General features: G+C 72.9%; 17 protein-coding genes and 2 pseudogenes. 10 read left to right on the top strand and 9 right to left on the bottom strand.

The features are described 5' to 3' along the window. Positions 1–253 precede the first annotated feature (253 nt). Positions 254–517: pseudogene (locus FH609_RS32430) on the top strand (helix-turn-helix domain-containing protein); the annotation flags it as partial. 290 nt (positions 518–807) lie between these two features. Here FH609_RS32430 and FH609_RS16740 read toward each other — a convergent pair. Continuing rightward, positions 808–1,410, bottom strand: a complete 603-nt coding sequence (locus FH609_RS16740) for a ClpP family protease (RefSeq protein WP_139668313.1) — start codon at positions 1,408–1,410, stop codon at positions 808–810. Between the two features lies 1 nt (position 1,411). Continuing rightward, positions 1,412–2,035 carry a ClpP family protease gene (locus FH609_RS16735; protein ID WP_139668311.1) on the bottom strand — a complete coding sequence of 208 codons (624 nt, stop codon included), beginning with the start codon at positions 2,033–2,035 and terminating at the stop codon, positions 1,412–1,414. 232 nt (positions 2,036–2,267) lie between these two features. Between FH609_RS16735 and FH609_RS16730 the strand changes: the two genes are divergently transcribed. Then, positions 2,268–2,510, top strand: coding sequence for a helix-turn-helix domain-containing protein (locus tag FH609_RS16730; protein ID WP_226961734.1), 243 nt, complete (start codon positions 2,268–2,270; stop codon positions 2,508–2,510). A 27-nt stretch (positions 2,511–2,537) separates the two neighbouring features. Then, the gene (locus FH609_RS16725) at positions 2,538–2,768 is read left to right on the top strand and encodes a hypothetical protein (RefSeq protein WP_139668307.1); all 231 of its coding nucleotides are present in this window, start codon (positions 2,538–2,540) and stop codon (positions 2,766–2,768) included. Positions 2,769–2,830: 62 nt separating this feature from the next. Here FH609_RS16725 and msrA (FH609_RS16720) read toward each other — a convergent pair whose 3' ends face one another. The 4 genes and pseudogenes from msrA (FH609_RS16720) to FH609_RS16705 all read right to left on the bottom strand — a co-directional run. Beyond that, on the bottom strand, positions 2,831–3,475 hold the full coding sequence (gene msrA, locus FH609_RS16720; protein ID WP_139668305.1) for a peptide-methionine (S)-S-oxide reductase MsrA: 645 nt from the start codon (positions 3,473–3,475) through the stop codon (positions 2,831–2,833). A 150-nt stretch (positions 3,476–3,625) separates the two neighbouring features. Next, positions 3,626–4,906, bottom strand: a complete 1,281-nt coding sequence (locus FH609_RS16715; protein WP_226961732.1) for a Shedu anti-phage system protein SduA domain-containing protein — start codon at positions 4,904–4,906, stop codon at positions 3,626–3,628. A gap of 129 nt (positions 4,907–5,035) precedes the next feature. Beyond that, entirely contained in the window at positions 5,036–5,503 is a 468-nt protein-coding gene (locus FH609_RS16710) for a hypothetical protein (RefSeq protein WP_139668304.1), read from the bottom strand. 171 nt (positions 5,504–5,674) lie between these two features. Continuing rightward, a pseudogene (locus FH609_RS16705) lies at positions 5,675–5,767 on the bottom strand (peptide-methionine (S)-S-oxide reductase); the annotation flags it as partial. Between the two features lie 95 nt (positions 5,768–5,862). On the opposite strand from FH609_RS16705, the gene FH609_RS16700 reads away from it, so the two are divergent. Together FH609_RS16700 and FH609_RS16695 are read left to right on the top strand one after the other, a co-directional pair. Next, positions 5,863–6,117, top strand: a complete 255-nt coding sequence (locus FH609_RS16700) for a type II toxin-antitoxin system Phd/YefM family antitoxin (protein WP_226961731.1) — start codon at positions 5,863–5,865, stop codon at positions 6,115–6,117. After that, the gene (locus FH609_RS16695; protein ID WP_139668303.1) at positions 6,102–6,509 is read left to right on the top strand and encodes a PIN domain-containing protein; all 408 of its coding nucleotides are present in this window, start codon (positions 6,102–6,104) and stop codon (positions 6,507–6,509) included. Before FH609_RS16700 ends, FH609_RS16695 begins: the two co-directional genes overlap by 16 nt. Before the next feature lie 21 nt (positions 6,510–6,530). Here FH609_RS16695 and msrA (FH609_RS16690) read toward each other — a convergent pair whose 3' ends face one another. Continuing rightward, positions 6,531–7,187: a peptide-methionine (S)-S-oxide reductase MsrA gene (msrA, locus tag FH609_RS16690; protein WP_139668301.1), complete on the bottom strand. Its 657-nt coding sequence runs from the start codon at positions 7,185–7,187 to the stop codon at positions 6,531–6,533. A 43-nt stretch (positions 7,188–7,230) separates the two neighbouring features. After that, complete coding sequence (locus FH609_RS16685) at positions 7,231–8,373, bottom strand: hypothetical protein (protein ID WP_139668299.1); 1,143 nt, start codon at positions 8,371–8,373, stop codon at positions 7,231–7,233. 183 nt (positions 8,374–8,556) lie between these two features. Between FH609_RS16685 and FH609_RS16680 the strand changes: the two genes are divergently transcribed. Continuing rightward, the gene (locus tag FH609_RS16680) at positions 8,557–9,717 is read left to right on the top strand and encodes a cystathionine gamma-synthase (RefSeq protein ID WP_139668297.1); all 1,161 of its coding nucleotides are present in this window, start codon (positions 8,557–8,559) and stop codon (positions 9,715–9,717) included. A gap of 62 nt (positions 9,718–9,779) precedes the next feature. On the opposite strand, the gene FH609_RS16675 is transcribed toward FH609_RS16680, so the two are convergent. Further along, positions 9,780–10,349: a MarR family winged helix-turn-helix transcriptional regulator gene (locus FH609_RS16675; RefSeq protein ID WP_139668295.1), complete on the bottom strand. Its 570-nt coding sequence runs from the start codon at positions 10,347–10,349 to the stop codon at positions 9,780–9,782. Positions 10,350–10,520: 171 nt separating this feature from the next. Between FH609_RS16675 and ilvA the strand changes: the two genes are divergently transcribed. The 4 genes from ilvA (at position 10,521) to FH609_RS16655 (ending at position 17,505) form a co-directional block, all read left to right on the top strand. Next, complete coding sequence (gene ilvA / locus FH609_RS16670; RefSeq protein WP_139668292.1) at positions 10,521–11,735, top strand: threonine ammonia-lyase; 1,215 nt, start codon at positions 10,521–10,523, stop codon at positions 11,733–11,735. Positions 11,736–12,049: 314 nt separating this feature from the next. Then, on the top strand, positions 12,050–13,054 hold the full coding sequence (locus FH609_RS16665; protein WP_139668290.1) for an ATP-binding cassette domain-containing protein: 1,005 nt from the start codon (positions 12,050–12,052) through the stop codon (positions 13,052–13,054). Positions 13,055–13,137: 83 nt separating this feature from the next. Beyond that, positions 13,138–13,920, top strand: a complete 783-nt coding sequence (locus FH609_RS16660; protein WP_139668553.1) for an ABC transporter permease — start codon at positions 13,138–13,140, stop codon at positions 13,918–13,920. 276 nt (positions 13,921–14,196) lie between these two features. Next, positions 14,197–17,505 carry a tetratricopeptide repeat protein gene (locus FH609_RS16655; protein WP_139668288.1) on the top strand — a complete coding sequence of 1,103 codons (3,309 nt, stop codon included), beginning with the start codon at positions 14,197–14,199 and terminating at the stop codon, positions 17,503–17,505. Positions 17,506–17,537 lie beyond the last annotated feature (32 nt).

Raw genomic sequence — 17,537 nt, 5'->3', positions numbered from 1 at the left:
CCGCCCCCGGTGCGGTGGGGGACGGTGGTGCGCACGATTCCGGTGAGGCGGCCGGGACGAGCGGACGCGGGCCGCGCCCGGACCGTTCCGAGACACCGCGCCCGCGCGGCACCGCCACGTTGTTTCGCGGGCGGCGGAACGTTCGCACCGTTCCTCCTCCCGCTCCCGCTCCTACCCTGGGAGGGTGAGCAGCAGCCAAGCGCCAGAACCAGCCCGTGTCCGAGACCGTTCCGCTGCCGGACCACGGCGCGGGATCGGCTTTCTGCGCCCGGTGCCCGCCCCGAGCCGGGTCCGCGAGCCGCTCTGGCGGCACGTCGTGGGCGAGGTGCTCCGCCGCGAACGCCTCGCGCGCGGGCGGACGTTGAAGGACGTCGCCGAGGACGCGCGGATCTCGATGCCGTACCTCTCCGAGGTGGAACGGGGCCGCAAGGAGGCGTCGTCCGAGGTGCTGGCGGCGGCCGCGCAGGCCCTCGGGCTGCGGCTCGCCGACCTGCTCGCCCTGGCCCACGCCCGCCTCGCGCCGGACGCGCCGGACGCGCCGGCGCCCGAACGCGCCGTGGTCGACGCCCCGTTGACCGAAGCGCCGTTGACCGAAGCGCCCGCGCCGGCGGAGCAGCCGGCGGACCTGCCCGCCGCCGCACCCGCCGCCGAGGAACCGGCCGACGGGCGCGCCACCTCCCTGCTCGACCTGCGCCGCCGCGCCGCCGGCACCGCCCCGCCGCTGGGCGGCGGCGCGGTGCTGCTCGCGGCCTGACCGGCCGAACCCGGCGCCGGCGCCCGGGCGTCGCACGCGCCGGGGCGCCCGCGCTACGCCGGGCGCTGCCGGCGGCTCAGCACATGGTCGGCCAGCCCGTACTCCACGGCCTCCCGCGCCGTGAATACCCGGTCGCGGTCCATGTCCCCGCGCAGCTTCTCCACGTCGTGGCCGGTGTGGTGGGCGAGCACCTCCTCCACCTGGCCCCTGATGCGCAGCATCTCCTTGGCCTGGATGGCCAGGTCGGCCACCGTGCCCTGCCGCCCGCCGCTGACCGGCTGGCCCAGCAGCACCCGCGCGTGGTCCAACACGGCCCGCCGCCCAGGCTCCCCTGCCGCCAGCAGCACGGCGGCCGACGAGGCGGCCTGGCCCACGCAGTACGTCGCGATCGGCGCGTTGATGAACGACATCGTGTCGTAGATCGCCATCAGCGAGGTGGGCGAGCCGCCGGGGGAGTTGAGATAGATCGAGATCTCCCGGTCCGGGCTCACCGACTCCAGGTGGAGCAGCTGCGCGATGACCACGTTGGCCACCCCGTCGTCGATCTCCGTGCCCAGGAAGATCACCCGGTCCGACAGCAGCCGGCTGTAGATGTCGAAGGCCCGCTCACCGTTCGGGGTGCGCTCGACCACGGTGGGAATCGTGTACTGACCCATCTCAGAACCCCGTCCTGCGCTGCGACTCCGGGCGGACGTCGGCGAGCGAGGTCACCACCCGGTCGATCATTCCGTACTCCCTGGCCTCCTCGGCCGTGAACCAGCGGTCCCGGTCCCCGTCCCGCGCGATGGTCTCCACGCTCTGGCCGGTGTGCTCGGCGGTGATCCGCTCGATCGTCCGTTTGGTGAACTCCAGGTTCTCCGCCTGGATCGCGATGTCCGCCGTCGAGCCGCCGATCCCGGCGGACGGCTGGTGCATCATGATCCGCGCGTTGGGCAGCGCGTACCGCTTGCCCGGCGCGCCCACGGTCAGCAGGAACTGGCCCATGCTGCCCGCGAACCCCATCACCAGCGTGGCCACGTCGTTCGGAATGAGCCGCATCACGTCATAGATCGCCAGCCCCGCCGTGACCGAGCCGCCCGGGCTGTTGACGTAGAGCCGGATGTCGTTGCGGGGGTCCTCGGCGGACAGCAACAGCAGCTGCGCGCAGACCCGGTTGGCGGAGACCTCGTCCACCTGCGTGCCCAGGAACACGATGCGCTGCGTCAACAGCCGCGCGTTCAGATCGTCGTCGAACCGCGTCGCCTGGGTGTCCCCCTCGGCGGCGGTGACCGGTGCCGTCATCACACTCCTCCTCCACTTCCTCCGACGCCCCCGACCGGGAACGCCGCCCTCCCCACCCACCCTCCGCCCCCACCCCATCCGCCGTCCCCCGTCTCGCCTCCCAGCAGATCTGCCGCGGGCAGAGCGGAGCGCCCACGCACGCGTTTCGTTCAGCCCTCTGTGGCGCGGCGAGAGGCCGGACCCGTTCGCCCATGCCCCGGGCCACATGGCGGCGGGCCATGGGGTGGCCGTCGTGCCCCGCGACGCGGAACTGACCACACAACAGGCCGCCGGCCCGCTCGACGTCTCACGACCGTTCCTGATCGGGCTGCTGAGGGCCGGCGAGATCGAGTACCGCACCGTCGGCACCCACCGCCGCATCGCGATGACCTCCCTGCACGACTACCTGGGTCGGGACGACCAACGGCGGCGGGACGCGGCGGACGAACTGACGCAGCTCGGCCAGGAGATGGGACTGGCATACGCCCTTCGCTGAAGAAAGGCGTCCGTCCGGGACTGGAAAGTGATCGGCTACGAACGCCTGATAGCCAGCGTTGACCTTCCCGCTCCTGATGACCGTCGCGTGCTCGCGGCGGCGATCCGTTCCCGCGCCCAGGCGATCGTCACGTTCGATTCGGCGCACTGTCCTGCCGGGCACCCGTCCGCCTGGGGCACGGTGGGTGACGTGCCGGACGGCCTGGAACGGGACGGACCGGTGGCGGCCACCGCCGCCCTGCGCGCGATGGAACCCTGACCCTCGGGCGGAGCCGGCCCCCCGGGGCCGGGACGTTGGTCCCCGGGACGCCGGCGATACACCTAGTCGACGGGGCAGGCCAGGCCCGTGCCGCCGAGGCCGCAGTAGCCGCGCGGGTTGCGGTCGAGGTACTGCTGGTGCCGTTCCTCGGCCGGGTAGAACGGGAAGTCCGCCTCGGCGACGATCTCCGTGGTGATCGGGCCGTAGCCGGCCTCGGTGAGGATCTTCTGGTACGTCTCGCGGGTCTCCTCGGCCGCCTCGCGCTGGGCGGGGGAGCGGTGGAAGACGAGGGAACGGCAGTGGGTGCCGACGTCGTTGCCCTGCCGCATCCCCTGCGTCGGGTCGTGGCCCTCCCAGAACACGCGCAGCAGGGTCCGGTAGGAGACCTTCGCCGGGTCGAACACCGCGCGCACGGTCTCCGCGTGGCCGGTGCGTCCCGAGGCGACCTCGGTGCTGATGGGGTGCGGCGTCGTGCCGCCCTGGAAGCCGGTCAGCGTGGTCCACACCCCCTCCGTCCGCCAGAAGCGGCGCTCCGCGCCCCAGAAGCAGCCCAGCGCGAACTCCGCGATCTCGAAGCCCTCCGGGTAGGGCCCGAGCACCGGCGTGCCGAGCACGCGGTGCCGCTCGGGGATGGTGAACATCGGCTCGGAACGCCCGGGTAACGCCTCCTCGGGAGTGGGCAGGCGGTGGGTCAGGTCGGTCAGCATCGTCGGCGCATCCTCAAGTCCTCGACGGCGGTGGCCCGTTCACGGCACGCGGTCCGCTCACGACACCGAGGAACCAAACGGCCCCAGCCCCTTCCCTACCCGCCCCCAACCCCCCACACCACCACCTTTTCGGCCGAGGCGGGTGACCCGTCACGGATGCGGCTCGGGTACGAGCGGTGCCGAGCCGGGCCCGTCCTGCGCGAGCCGAGCCCGGGGCGTCCGTTGAGCCGGGCCGTTCATAGCGCGCGCGGCGTTGTCGATGAGTTCCTTGTAGGTCATCACCTCGACGCGGTTCACATGGGAGTTCAGCCGACGGAACGTGTCGCTGATCTCCGTTTCACTCACCTCGGGGTGGAGTGCCGGATGCCCGATCAGAACGGTCGCACTCGCGCGGCGCGTCTCGATGCCGAACTCCTCACGTATCGCTGGTCGGTGTTCGTCCAAGCCGACCAGGTAGTTGACCGCCTGACTCACCGCATCGTGAACCTCGGCGGTGGGGACCCAACTGCTCCGGTGCCTCTTGACGATTGAGAGCTTGGGATTCATGGATCTCTTCAACTCGACGATGTGGAGCGCGCCATCGCCTCGAATAAGTGGAATGTCAACCTCGTCGCCAGGCACGAGCCTCCGTTGCACCGCTTGATCGACATACTGTCCGCCGAAGATCCAGTACTGCCCCTCAAGCGCTCGCTGAAGGTCCAACTCGCTCGCGGCAGGGTCCTCCGCAACGCGACGGAGTGATTCCAACCCCTCCCAGCGGCGCTTGAGTTCGGCTGCTCTGAGGAGCAGTTGTCCCTCCTCGTCGCTCGCCAGCACCGCGAGTGCCTCCGGTGACGACGCGATCCGGTGCGCTACCTGTTGTGGATCTTCGATGTCGATGCGCTCGCGCAGCACTTCTTCGAGCCACGCTGCCGTTTCCGCCTGCCCCCGGAGGATGCTGAACCTTCCGGGCGCACTCTCCGACGGCCGCATGAAGCGGGCGTCTTCACTGATCTGGACGACGTGTGCCATCACCTCTTGCGCGGTAGCTCCCGGGTGATCTCTCAGATAGTCGTTCCCGGTTTGGCCGAAGAACTGCAATGCGGCTGACAGGGTGTTCGAAAGGAAGTCTCCGTGCGCGGTGCGTGGTTCGTCGCGCATCCGGAAGAGGCGATACCTCTCCTCGAAATCAGGCCTGAGGATGCGGTTCTCGGCGTAGTCCAGTGAATCGAGGAGAAGGCGAACGATCTGCCACTCCTCAGCGGCGCCGGCCGTTGCCCGCGCGTCCTTCAACAGCTCCAGGAGCTTGCGCCCACCACGCCGGTCGCGCCCGGGACCGCCCACCATGTGCGTGAGCACCCGCCCCAATGCCGCCCTGACGTCGGCATGTTGTGCTGCATCCATCGCGCCCTTCACCTGAAGCTCAAGGGCGAAGTCAGACCTGACACTCATGCCGTTGATTATGCTAGGAAAGGCCCGGTGCTGTGGGTCGGTTGTGAAAACGCGCGAGGATCAGCCCGATCGCCCCCGGGGCGCCGAGGCGTCGGGCGGGGCCGGCGGCGTGCCGCCCCCGCACGCCTTCTAACCTCGGCGGAGGGACGCCAGAACGCGACCGCGCTCCGCCGCGAACTGGCGCGAGAGTTCCGCATCGCCGGTGATCGTGAAGGGCAACGAGACCTCGATGTTGGTCTCCTGGGAGTACCAGTCCACTTCGGAGAACTTGTCGAACTCCGAGACCGTGAGTTCCACGAACTCGCGGAATTCCCGCACCGGGTTGTTCGCGTGGTCGGCAGTCAGCTGGAACAGCCGCGACACGGCGGCCGGTGGTCTGGCCGAACGGAGGTCGATCGCCCAGTCCATGCATCCTTCGTAGACGCCAAGAAGTCGATGGGCCGTGTGCTCGATCACGGCGGCATCCCCGGAGCTTCCTGGCCTTCCGAAGGCCAGTTCCTGCATCTGTGGGGAGAGCCAGTGGTTGATTTGTTCCACGATGTCGATGATGTAGTGGAGGGCGCTCTCCGCATGGTCGACAGCCGACTCCGCGGACATGAAGACCTGTCCGCTGCCCGGGCTACCCATCCTGTGGTCCAGCCTCTCCCAGGGGTGGGATTCTGCTCGCTGCGGGCGGCGTATCCGGCGGCACCCACCCCCGGCCCCCCGAACGGGTGACGGGCCGGACCCGTCACCCTCGAACCACCGCTTCCGCCGCCCCCCGGCCGGTCAGGCCTTCGCCACCCCCACCGGGCACGACAGCCCGGTGCCGCCGAGGCCGCAGTACCCCGCCGGGTTCTTGTCGCGGTACTGCTGGTGGTACCGGTATCTCAAAGGCGGTAGGTCCCTCCCTCGCGGAGCTGACGTGAGCCTGATCCCACTCGTCCTCATCAGGGAAAATCAGATACTCTGATCCCATGAGGACGATGACGGCGACGGAGGTCGCACGCAACTTCGCCTCCGTGCTCGACCGCGCCGAGCACGGGGAGACGATCGTGATCACGCGGGGCGGGCGACGACTGGCGACGTTGGCCCCCGCACCCGCCGGCAACGGCGCGGCGATCAAGGCGTTCCTGGCGTCGCACCCGGTCGACGAGAACTTCGCGGACGACGTGGCCGCCGCTCGACGCAGCGTCACCGACGAGATGAGCGCGACATGGCACGACGACTGATCCTGGACACGGGCGTCGTCATCGGGGCCGAGCGTGGCCACGCCGGTCTCGCGCGGGTGCTCGACGAGGACGACGATGTGACCATCGCGGCCGTGAGCCTGGCCGAGTTGCAACTCGGGGTGGAGCTGTCCGAGGGGCAACGTCGTGTGCGGCGGCAGGAGTTCGTCGACGGCGTGCGCGCCCTGATCCCGGTGGAGGACTACACGGACGATGTGGCGCTTGTGCACGCCCGGCTGTTGGCTCATGTGCGTCGCGAGGGAAAGCCTCGCGGCGCCCACGATCTGATCATCGCCGCGACCGCCGCCGCCACGGCCAGGACGCTGCTGACCACCGACGGCAAGGCCGCGTTCGACGATCTGCCCGGCGTGCGCGCGGCCGTCACGCCCGCCTGAGCCCGCCGGGCAAACGGGGCCTCAGGCCTTCGCCACCCCCACCGGGCACGACAGCCCGGTGCCGCCGAGGCCGCAGTACCCCGCCGGGTTCTTGTCGAGGTACTGCTGGTGGTACCCCTCCGCCGGGTAGAACGGGCGCGGCTCGGCCGGGGCCAGTTCGGTGGTGATCTCGCCGTAGCCCGAGTCGCTCAGCACCTTCTGGTACGCCTCGCGCGAACGCTCCGCGATCCGCTCCTGCTCCGGCGAGTGCGTGTAGATCGCCGAACGGTACTGCGTGCCCACGTCGTTGCCCTGGCGGAAGCCCTGCGTCGGGTCGTGCGACTCCCAGAACACCCGCAGCAGCTCCTCGTAGGAGACCTTCGCCGGGTCGAAGACCACCCGCACCGCCTCGGTGTGCCCGGTCATCCCGCTGCACACCTCCTCGTAGGTGGGGTACGCGGTGTGGCCACCCTGGTAGCCGGCGAGCGTCGTCCACACGCCGGGCGTCTGCCAGAAGCGGCGCTCCGCGCCCCAGAAGCAGCCGAGGCCGAAGTCGGCGACCTCAAGGCCCTCCGGGTAGGGGCCGAGCAGCGGGTTCCCCAGCACGGTGTGCGTCTCGGGCACCGGGTACGGGCTCCGGTCGCGGCCCGGCAGGGCCTCGTCGCTGGTCGGCAGGCGGCTCTTGAAGGTGTACAGCATGATCTCGTTCTCCTCGCTCCTCGGTCGTGATCCGCCCGGCTGGCTACCGGCCGGCGATGGCGATGGCCCGGTACGCCGCGTACTCGGTCGCGGGGTTCTCGCCGTCGACCCAAGGGATCGCCCCCACATAACCGTCGATGGCCCGCACCTGTTCCGCCGCCTCCGGGTACCGCTCGGCGCGCACCAGGAAACACAGCAACAGATGGTGCACGTGCGGCTGCACCGGGTGGTCATCGCGCACATGCGTCAACGCGAACTGGGCCGCCTCGATCGCGTCCGACACCACCGCCCCCTGGTACATGCCGGGCGAGTGCTGGAGGTCGGGCAGGTGGTCGTAGACGGCGAACAGCGGCAGCGCCGGCAGCAGGCTCCCCGGCTTCGCCGCGCCGGCGGCCGCGGCGGCGAAGCCCTCGGCCTCCTTGCGCGAGCCGTGCCACTTCTCCGAGAGGTAGGGGAGCGCCGCCAGGTGCCCGCCCATGTGCTGCGGATCACGTTCGGTCACCCGCTGCCACACCGCGTCGAACTCCTCGCGCGAGTAGTCGAGACCCCGCGCGATGGCCAGCTCCACGATGTGCGGGATCGGGTCGTCGGGGGCCAGCTCGGTGGCCTCGGCGCAGACCGCGCGGGCCTCCTCCAGGATGATCCGGTACTCGGCGGCGCCGGGGTCGGCCATCGCCTGCCACACCAGGAACTGCGCGTACACCTGGGCGCCGCCCGGGTCGCGCGGCTCCTCGCCGCGCCAGCGGCGCAGCCAGCCGGCGTCGGGGCGGCCGTCGTCGGGCGTGCCGCCCGCCGCGCGCCAGCCGGCCAGCTCCATCGCGGCCGCGCCGGCCAGCGACTGCACGCGCTGCCACCGCAGCTCGCTGTCGTCGGTGATCGCCAGCAGCTGCCCGGCGGGACGCCAGTCGCCGGAGGCGCGGACCTCGTCCAACGCCTCGACCAGCGGGTCGTCGGGCCCCGGCAGCCGCACGTCCAGCTGGTCGACGGGGACGAGCCCGGCCCTCGGGCCGGCGGCGGCGTCCCCGGGCTTGCCCAGCGAGATGCCGGACCCGGCCGGGCCGGTCGCGGCGTCCGCCTGGGCGGCGGCCCGTTCGAACTCCTGCCGTTCCCTGCGGCGGCGCAGCGCCGGCAGCACCACCACGCCGAAGATGGCGGTCAGGGCGATCAGCAGGATCAGGGCTTCCATGGCGGAGTCGCTCCCCCTCGTCGCTTCGGGTCCGGCCGACACGCTCCCGCGCTTCCCGCGCGGGCGGCGCGGTGGTGGCGGAGTGTGTGCGGGGCATGAACACCCTATGTCGCCGGGCCCGGGGGCGCGGCGAACGGGCGTTCCTGGTGCCTGACTCCACGGTAAGGCCACTACCGTGAGCCCATGAACGAGCAGTTTGTGGGACGGCGCTTCGAGACGTTGGCCATTCACGCGGGGCAGGAGCCCGACGCGTTGACCGGCGCCGTGGTCCCGCCCATCCACCAGGTGTCCACCTACAAGCAGGACGGCGTCGGCGGGCTGCGCGGCGGCTACGAGTACAGCCGTTCCGCCAACCCGACCCGCACCGCGCTTGAGGAGAACCTCGCCGCCCTGGAGGGCGGCTCCCGCGCGCTGGCCTATGCCTCGGGGCTGGCCGCCGAGGACTGCCTGCTGCGCACGGTGCTGAAGCCGGGCGACCACCTGGTGATCCCCAACGACGCGTACGGCGGCACGTTCCGGCTGGTCGCCAAGGTGGTCGAACGGTGGGGCGTGGCCTGGTCGGTGGCGGACACCTCGGACCCGATGTCGGTGCGGGCGGCGATCCGCCCGGAGACGAAGGTGGTGTGGGTGGAGACCCCCTCCAACCCGCTGCTGGGCATCACGGACATCGCGCTGATCGCGGACCTGGCGCACGCCGCCGGCGCGCGCCTGGTGGTGGACAACACCTTCGCGAGCCCCTACCTCCAGCAGCCGCTGGCGCTGGGCGCGGACGTGGTGGTGCACTCGACGACGAAGTACCTCGGTGGCCACTCCGACGTGGTGGGCGGCGCGCTGGTCACCTCGGACCTGGCGCTGGCCGAGGAGTTGGCGTTCCACCAGAACGCGATGGGCGCGATCGCCGGCCCCTTCGACTGCTGGCTGGTGCTGCGCGGGATCAAGACGCTCGCGGTGCGGATGGACCGGCACTGCGCCAACGCGACGCGGATCGCGGAGATGCTGGCCGCCCACCCGAAGGTCGCCGACGTGCGCTACCCGGGGCTGCCCTCGCACCCGGGGCACGAGACGGCGGGCAAGCAGATGCGGGACTTCGGCGGGATGGTGTCGTTCCGGCTCGCGGCGGGGGAGGAGGCGGCCGTCGCGCTGTGCGACCGGACCGAAGTCTTCACGCTGGGCGAGTCGTTGGGCGGCGTGGAGTCGTTGATCGAGCACCCGGGGCGGATGACGCACGCCTCGGCGGCGGGCTCGGCGCTTGAGGTGCCGGGGGATCTGATCCGGCTCTCGGTGGGCATCGAGTCGGTCGACGACCTGCTCTCCGACCTGGGGCAGGCGCTGGCGGCGGTCTGAGCCGCGCCTTCCGGCCCGGGGCCCGGAGCCGCACGGGCCCCGGTGCCTGCGGGGCCGGCTGTTCAGGGGCCGGGGTCGAGGGGCCGGCCGTGGAAGCGGGCGATCGAGGCGTTGAAGCGTGCCAGGAGCGCGCGGAAGTCCGCGCGCTCCTCCTCGGTCCAGTCCTCGGTGAGCAGCGCCATCAACGCCCGCCGCGAGGCGCGCACCTCCTCCAGCCGCTCCCGGCCGGGCGGGGTCAGGTGCAGCAGCACGGCGCGCCCGTCCTCCGGGTCGGCGGCGCGGCGCACCAGGCCCGCGTCGACCAGCGGCGCGACCTGCCGGGTCACCGTCGACGAGTCGATGCCCATGCCGGCGGCCAACGCCTTGACGCCGGTCGGGCCGCCGACGTCCAGGCGGCTCAGCAGCAGGTATGCGGCGCGGTCCATCGAGTTGCGGGCCGGGCCGAGGCCGCCGAGCCGGGTCTGCTCGGCCCGGCGGGCGAAGACCGCGACCTCGTGTTGGAACGCGTCGAGCAGTTCGTCGCCCCGGGGCACGTCCCCGGCGACGTTCCGGGTCGCGTTCCGCGTGGCGCCGGGCGGGGCGACCGGCGCGGCCGGGGGCGGGGACTGGGGAGGGGTGTGTTCAGGCGTCATGTCCGGTCTGGGGTAGCGGGAGCGGGACGGGGGGCGCGTGGACGAGTCCTCAAGCGTAGCCGCCGTGGGCGGGCCCCGTTCCCGGCGTCGCCGGGTCCCGCGCGCGGCGGCGTTGGCCGGCCCGCCGCGTCCCCGGGCGCCCGCGCGCGGGGCGCCTGCGAGACTGGTGCCATGCCCACGCACCGCCGGCCCACCCTGGAGGACGTGCTCGCCGCCCAGAAGACGCTCTCCGGGGTCACCCGGGTGACCGCCCTGGAAGGCAGCCGTTACCTGAGTCAACTGATCGGCGCCCCGGTCCTGTTGAAATGCGAGAACCTCCAGCGCACCGGCTCGTTCAAGCTGCGCGGCGCCTACAACCGGATCGCCGCCCTGACGCCCGAGGACCGGGCGCGCGGGGTGGTCGCGGCCAGCGCGGGCAACCACGCGCAGGGCGTCGCCCTGGCCGCCTCGCTGCTCGGCGTCACCTCCACCGTCTTCATGCCGGTCGGCGCCCCGCTGCCCAAGGTCGCCGCCACCCGGGAGTACGGGGCCGGGGTGCGGCTGGTCGGCCAGCTCGTCGACGAGACGCTTGCCGCCGCCACCGCCTACGCCAGGGAGACCGGCGCGGTCTTCATCCACCCCTTCGACCACCCCGATGTCGTCGCCGGGCAGGGCACGTTGGGGCTGGAGGTGCTGGAGCAGTGCCCCGACGCGCGAACCGTCGTGGTCAGCGTGGGCGGCGGCGGGCTGCTGGCTGGCGTGGCGCTGGCGATCAAGGCGCGGCGGCCCGAGGTGCGGATCGTCGGGGTGCAGGCGGAGGGCGCGGCGGCCTACCCCAGGTCGCTGGCCGCCGGCCGGCCGCTCTCGCTGCCCGGGGCGGCCACCATGGCGGACGGAATCCGCGTCGGGCGGCCGGGGGACGTGCCGTTCGAGCTGGTCGCCGAACTGGTGGACGAGGTGCGAACGGTCTCCGAGAGCGCGCTCTCCGGCGCGCTGCTGCACTGCCTGGAACGGGCCAAGCTGGTCGTCGAGCCGGCGGGCGCGGCGCCGGTCGCGGCGCTGCTGGCCGAGCCGAGCGCGTTCGAAGGGCCGGTCGTCGCGGTGCTCTCCGGCGGCAACGTGGACCCGGTGGTGCTGGAACGGACGCTCCGCCACGGCATGGCCGCCGCCGGGCGCTACCTCTCGCTGCGGCTTCGACTCCCGGACCACCCGGGGGCGTTGGCCGCGCTGCTGGGGGTGTTGTCGGTGGTCGACGCCAACGTCCTGGCGGTGAACCACGTCAGGACCGATCCCCGGCTGGCCGTGAGCGAGGCGGAGGTCGAGCTGTGGCTGGAGACGAAGGGGCCGCGTCACTGCGACGAGGTGGTCGTGGCGCTGCGCGAGGCCGGATACGGCGTGCTCTCCTGACGGCCCACCGTGGCGAACCCTGCCGCCCCGGCGGAACCCCGGGCGCGCCCCCGCCGGTGTTCCGTCACCCGGCATTTCCCGCGCCCTCCCGCCGGCGCACCGTCATCCTCCCTGCCGCGCCCGCCCGTTGGCGCGGCCCCGGGGGCCGCGCGGCCGGCGCGCGTCGCGCGTCGCGCGCGCCCGCGGAAAAGAAAATCCGTGCGCCCCTGCCGCGCTCCATTGAGTACTATCGCGATACATCGTGTCCGCCTAGACTGGCGAGGCCAACACCACACCGGCCACTCTGATCCCGAGTCCCACAGAGGAGAGCGCACATGCCAGCCGCCATCTACGCCGAGGGTCTGGTAAAGACCTTCGGCGACGTCCGCGCGTTGGACGGCGTGGACATCGAAGTCCCCGAGGGGTCGGTCCTCGGCCTCCTCGGACCGAACGGCGCGGGCAAGACCACCGCCGTGCGCGTGCTCACCACCCTGCTCCGGCCGGACAGCGGGCGGGCCGAGGTCGCTGGCATCGACGTCGCCACCCACCCGCAGCTGGTCCGCCGTTCCATCGGTCTCTCCGGCCAGTTCGCCGCCGTCGACGACTACCTCACCGGCCGGGAGAACCTCCAGATGGTCGGCCAGCTCTACCAGCTCACCTCGCGGGACGCGCGCCGGCGCGCGGACGAGCTGCTGGAGCGGTTCAACCTCTCGGACGCCGCCGACCGCACCGCCAAGACCTACTCCGGCGGGATGCGCCGCCGGCTCGACCTGGCGGCGGCGCTGGTGGTCAGCCCGCCGGTGATGTTCATGGACGAGCCGACCACCGGCCTCGACCCGAGGAACCGCATGGCCCTCTGGGCGGTGATCGAGGAGCTGGTCGCCGGCGGCACCACCCTGCTGCTCACCACGCAGTACCTGGAGGAGGCCGACCATCTGGCCGACACCATCGCCGTGGTGGACCACGGCCGGGTCATCGCCCGGGGCACCTCCGACGAGCTGAAGAGCCGCTCCGGCGGCGACGTGGTGGAGGTCGTGGTCCACGAACGCGAGCACATCCCCGTCGCCGAGCGGGTGTTGCGCCGGCTCGGGGACGGCGACACCACCCTGGTCGAGCACACGCGCAAGCTCAGCGTCCCGGCGGCCGGCGGCGCCAAGCTGCTCGCCGAGGTCATTCGCGAACTGGACGGCGAGGGCGTGGAGATCGACGACATCGGGCTGCGCCGGCCCACCCTGGACGACGTGTTCATCTCCCTCACCGGCCACGGCGCCGAGGACGGCGAGGAGCCGGCCGCCAAGGCGGCCGACGTCGAGACGGCCGACAAGGAGGGGAAGAAGTGAGCATCACCGCTCAGGAGCCGAGCCCGCAGCCGATCGCCAGGTCGGGGGACCGCGTCTCGTTCCGGCAGGGCTGGCGGGACTCGATGGTCGTCGCCAAGCGCAACCTGCTGCGGATGCTGCGCATCCCCGAGGTGGTCATCTTCGGGCTGGTGCAGCCCATCATGTTCGTGGTGATGTTCTCCTACATCTTCGGAGGCTCCATCACCCTGCCCGGCGCGGGGACGGACGCGGGCGCCTACCGCGAGTTCCTGATGGGCGGCATCTTCGCGCAGACGGTCACCTTCGCGGTCGCCGGCGCCAGCGCCGGCATCGCGGAGGACATGCAGAAGGGCATCATCGACCGCTTCCGCTCACTGCCCATGGCGCGCGGCGCGGTGCTCACCGGCCGGACCTTCGCCGACCTGGTGCAGACGGCGGTGATCCTGCTGGTGATGTCGCTGGTCGCGCTGCTGGTCGGCTGGCGCATCCACGACGGCATCGTCAACGCGCTTGGCGCCTTCGGCCTGTTGCTGCTGCTGGGGTACGCGTTCACCTGGATCGGCGCGCTGATCGGCCTGTCCGTCCGCACCCCCGAGGCGGCCACCTCCGGCGGGCTGGTCTGGCTCTTCCCGCTGACCTTCATCTCGGTGGCCTTCGTTCCCTCCGAGAACATGCCCTCGCTGCTCCAACCCGTCGCCGAGTGGAACCCGTTCAGTGCCACTGTGCTCGCCGTCCGCGAGCTGTTCGGGAACCTCCCGCCCAACTACCAGGCCCCCGACGTCTGGCCGATGCAGCACCCGGCACTGGCTTCCCTGCTCTGGTCGATAGCGATCATCGCGGTCTTCCGCACCCTCGCCGTCCGCAAGTACAAGCGCGCCGCGAGCTGAACCCGGTGCCGGCTGGGGCGCCGGGGTGCGTGGCAGGGCCGTCCCCGGTGTGCGACGTGCCCGTAACGAGTTGGTCGAAATCGGCGTGAGGGGGTGTCAGCCGGGGCAGGCCAATTCCCCGGGCGCTTCCGGGCGTTACGGCACCCTTCGGGGTGCCTTGGGGCGCGCCGGGGCGCGCGTGGGCGCGTTCCGGCGCCCGCGCACACGCCCGCGCGAAGGCTGCGGGCCGGGGAGAGAACCGGGGAAGAACCGGGGAGAAGACGAGGGGGGACGCGGATGGCAGTGGAGACGGCGACGCTCGACGAGCGGCACCGGGCGGAGGTCGAGCGACTGCTGCGCGGCGCGGCCGAGGAGGAGGAACGCCGCTCGGAGGGCAGGGTCTCGGCCGAGCAGCTGCTCCAGCGCGCCGGCGCCTCGCTGGACGAGATCCTGCGCCCGGCGCGCGAGGAGTACGCGGCCTTCCGCGAGGCCGAACGGGACAGCGCGCCCAGCCGGTTGGCCGACCGCTTCGCGCCCCGCTTTCTCGGCGGCCTGGCCGCCGCCGTGGTCTGCGCCGCGCTGGCCACGGTGCTCCTCGTCGGCTCGATCAACGACTCCGCCGCGACCGCCTTCACGGACGGCGTGCTGGTGGCCGGCGCCGCCGTGCTCGGCTTCGTCGTCCAGGCGTTCCTGGCGCACCTCTGGTCCGCCGAGCGGCACGCCGGCAGCCGCCACCAGCCGGGCGGCGTCGACCAGTTGCGGCTCGCCTGGCTGACGGCAGTCGAGGTGCGCGGCATCCGCCCCTACCTGGAGCAGCAGCGGGCCGTCGCCCCCAGGCGAGGCGCGATCGGCGGCCCCAGGTCCGGCGGCGCCCGCACCTCCCGCACCACCCGCACCACGGACCGCTCCGCGAGGGCCCGCAGCCGCTCCGTGTTGAACCGTTCCTTCGACCGACTGGCCGACCTGGAGCGCCCGTTCATCGGCCGCCGCCGCCAACTCGGCCAGATCGTCCAGTGGGTCAACCGGGACCGCGCCAGCACCGAGACCCGCCCCACCGTGGTGGTGCTGCACGGCGCCTCCGGCTCCGGCCGCACCACGCTCGCCGGCTGGGCCGCGCAGGAGACCCGCGAGCTGTTCCGGGGCGCCTGCCTCGTCGACCTCAGGGGCCAGAGCCAGGACCCGCTGCCCACCAGGGACGCCATCCTGCACCTGATGAACCGGCTGGGCGCCCCCCGCGACCAGCTGCTGTTCCGCGAGGGCGTCGGCCGCGCCGCCGACGCCGGCCAGCTGGGCCGCCTCGCCGAGCGGTACCAGCAGCACCTCACCGACCTGCCCGTGGTGATCATCCTCGACGACGCCACCGACGCCGAGCAGGTCTGCACCCTGATCCCGGCCCGCTCCCAGTCCCTGGTGCTGGTCACCGCCGCCGAGCCGCTCGACATCTCCCCGTCCTTTCCCGCCTCCGTCCACCAGCTGCCCATCGAGCCGCTGGACGACGAGGCCGCCGAGGAGCTGCTGCGCGCCTCCGTCACCGACGGCGGCCGCATCGCTCCCGGGGCGCGCGACGACGAGAGCTGGCGCGCGGTCAACGAGCTGTGCGCCGGCCGGCCCATACTGCTGCGGCTGGTCGGCTCGGCGCTCGACGAACGTTCCCCCACCGCGCTCGCCGAGGACCTGGCGGCCTGGGGCCCGGTCGGCGAGGGCGGCATCGACCCCGCCGAGCGCGCCCTGCGGCTGCGCTACGCCGACCTGGAGGAGACCACCCGCCGGCTGCTGCGCCGGCTGGCGCTCGCCGGCCGCGCCAGCCTCGGCGCCCGCGCCGCTGCGGCCCTGCTGGACGTCGGCCAGCAGGAGGCCGCCCACCAGCTGGAGCTGCTGGCCCAGGCCGGCCTGCTCAGCCGCACCCGGGGGAACCGCTACCGCCTGCACGAGCTGATCCGCAGGTTCGCCCGCGCCCGGATGTACGACGAGGACAGCGACCGCCAGGTCTCCGCCGCGCAGGAGCGGCTGATCCGCAGCTACGCCGAGCTGGCCGACACGGTGATCCGGCTGGTCGACGGCAAGACCTCGACCCGCGCCGACCTGCTGCCGGCAGCGGCCGGCGGCCACGGCTTCACCTCGCTGGACGCCGCCCTGCGCTGGCTGGACGACGAGACCAGCTTCATCACCTCCACCCTCCGCTACGCCGACGAGCGGGTGGACCGCCAGGCCGTGCAACACCTGCTGGGCGCCCTGTGCGACTACTGCCTGCTGCGCGGCGACCTCTACCGCCTGGGCGAGCTGAACGAGCTGGCCGAGGCCGTCGACCAGGGCCTGCTGACCCGTTCCGTTCGCTGGCGCACCGGCGTCGCCGCCCGGCAGCTCGGCGAGCTGGACAAGGCCCGCTCCACCCTGACCTCCGTGGTCTCCCTCTACCAGCAGGCCAGGCACGAGGCCGGCACCGCCCGCGCCCTGCGCGACCTGGGCATCACCCTGCAACACCAGGGCCAGCTGCGGGAGGCCGTCGAGAAGCTGCGCCAGGCCCTCGACCTCCAGGACGGCGAGCACCTGGCCGGCGACCGGGCCTGGACGCTGCACGCCCTGGCCGCCGCCGAGCGGGAGTGCGGCCGGGTGCTGTCGGCGCGCCGGCTGCTCGCCGAGGCGCTGCCGTTGCACCAGGCCAGCGGCAGCGTCCACGGCGAGGCGTGGACCCGGTTCCAGCTGGGGCAGACGCTGCTGTGGCAGGGGCAGATCGCCGACGGCGAGCGGGAACTGCGCCTGGCGCTCGACCTCTACGAGCGGTCCCGCGACGTGCGGGGCGTGGCCTGGGCCATGAGCCAGCTGGGCCTGGCCAGGGTCTACGACGGCGACGACGCGGCCGCCGTCGACCAGCTGCGCGCCGCGCTCGTGCGCCACCAGGAGACGGAGGACGCCAGGGGCGAGGCGTGGACGCTCTACTACCTGGGCCAGGCGCAGGAGGAGGCCGGCGACACCACGTCGGCGGTGCGCACCCTGGAGCGCGCCCGCACGATGTTCAACCGGATGCGGGACGTCTACGGGCTGGCCTGCACCCGGCACCACTCCGCCCGCGTCACCCGCGACAGCCGCGCGGAGAGCACCGGCTCCCTGCGCAACAGCGGCTTCGCCCGCCAGCTGCTGACCGACGCCCGGCGGGACTTCCAGCGGATCGGCGTCGGGCACGGCGAGGCGTGGTCGGCGCTGGAGCTGGCCGTGATCGAGGCGGGCAACGAGCGGCTCGGCCAGGCGTTGGAGCTGACCGGCGAGGCGCTGGCCCTGTTCACCGCCGGCTACGGCGACGACGCCCCCGACCAACGCGGCCGGGACTGGGCGCAGTTCCTGCGCTGCACCCTGCTGCCGCTGGCCTCGCCCGGCGGCTCCGAGGTAGGCACGGCGGTGGCCCAGGAGGAGCTGGCCGAGCTGCTGCGCGACGACCATCCGGCGCGCGACCCCAGGCTGACCGACGCCGCGCACTCCTTCGCGCTGATGCTGGAGCGCGAGCAGGGTCCCGAGGCGGGCTGGCCGGCCTGGCGCCTGGGCATGGTGCCCAGGCGCGCGGCCCGCGACATCGTGGGCGCCCTGCCCGCGCGGGAGGAGAGCCGCCCGTAGACCGGGGCGGCCCGGGATCGGGCGGCCGGCCC

The organism is Streptomyces sp. 3MP-14 (genome assembly GCF_006334905.2).
GTDB lineage: Bacteria > Actinomycetota > Actinomycetes > Streptomycetales > Streptomycetaceae > Streptomyces > Streptomyces triticirhizae.
The sequence above is the reverse complement of the archived record's forward strand: the minus strand, read 5'-3'. Positions and strand labels throughout refer to the sequence as shown.

Excerpts from the sequence above, each read along its gene's own strand:
- FH609_RS16740 (WP_139668313.1), bottom strand. The coding sequence starts at position 1,410 with ATGGGTCAGTACACGATTCCCACCGTGGTCGAGCGCACCCCGAACGGT.
- FH609_RS16735 (WP_139668311.1), bottom strand. The coding sequence starts at position 2,035 with ATGACGGCACCGGTCACCGCCGCCGAGGGGGACACCCAGGCGACGCGG.
- msrA (WP_139668305.1), bottom strand. The coding sequence starts at position 3,475 with ATGCTGACCGACCTGACCCACCGCCTGCCCACTCCCGAGGAGGCGTTA.
- FH609_RS16715 (WP_226961732.1), bottom strand. The coding sequence starts at position 4,906 with ATGAGTGTCAGGTCTGACTTCGCCCTTGAGCTTCAGGTGAAGGGCGCG.
- FH609_RS16710 (WP_139668304.1), bottom strand. The coding sequence starts at position 5,503 with ATGTCCGCGGAGTCGGCTGTCGACCATGCGGAGAGCGCCCTCCACTAC.
- FH609_RS16700 (WP_226961731.1), top strand. The coding sequence starts at position 5,863 with ATGAGGACGATGACGGCGACGGAGGTCGCACGCAACTTCGCCTCCGTG.
- FH609_RS16695 (WP_139668303.1), top strand. The coding sequence starts at position 6,102 with ATGGCACGACGACTGATCCTGGACACGGGCGTCGTCATCGGGGCCGAG.
- msrA (WP_139668301.1), bottom strand. The coding sequence starts at position 7,187 with ATGCTGTACACCTTCAAGAGCCGCCTGCCGACCAGCGACGAGGCCCTG.
- FH609_RS16685 (WP_139668299.1), bottom strand. The coding sequence starts at position 8,373 with ATGGAAGCCCTGATCCTGCTGATCGCCCTGACCGCCATCTTCGGCGTG.
- FH609_RS16680 (WP_139668297.1), top strand. The coding sequence starts at position 8,557 with ATGAACGAGCAGTTTGTGGGACGGCGCTTCGAGACGTTGGCCATTCAC.
- FH609_RS16675 (WP_139668295.1), bottom strand. The coding sequence starts at position 10,349 with ATGACGCCTGAACACACCCCTCCCCAGTCCCCGCCCCCGGCCGCGCCG.
- ilvA (WP_139668292.1), top strand. The coding sequence starts at position 10,521 with ATGCCCACGCACCGCCGGCCCACCCTGGAGGACGTGCTCGCCGCCCAG.
- FH609_RS16665 (WP_139668290.1), top strand. The coding sequence starts at position 12,050 with ATGCCAGCCGCCATCTACGCCGAGGGTCTGGTAAAGACCTTCGGCGAC.
- FH609_RS16660 (WP_139668553.1), top strand. The coding sequence starts at position 13,138 with ATGGTCGTCGCCAAGCGCAACCTGCTGCGGATGCTGCGCATCCCCGAG.
- FH609_RS16655 (WP_139668288.1), top strand. The coding sequence starts at position 14,197 with ATGGCAGTGGAGACGGCGACGCTCGACGAGCGGCACCGGGCGGAGGTC.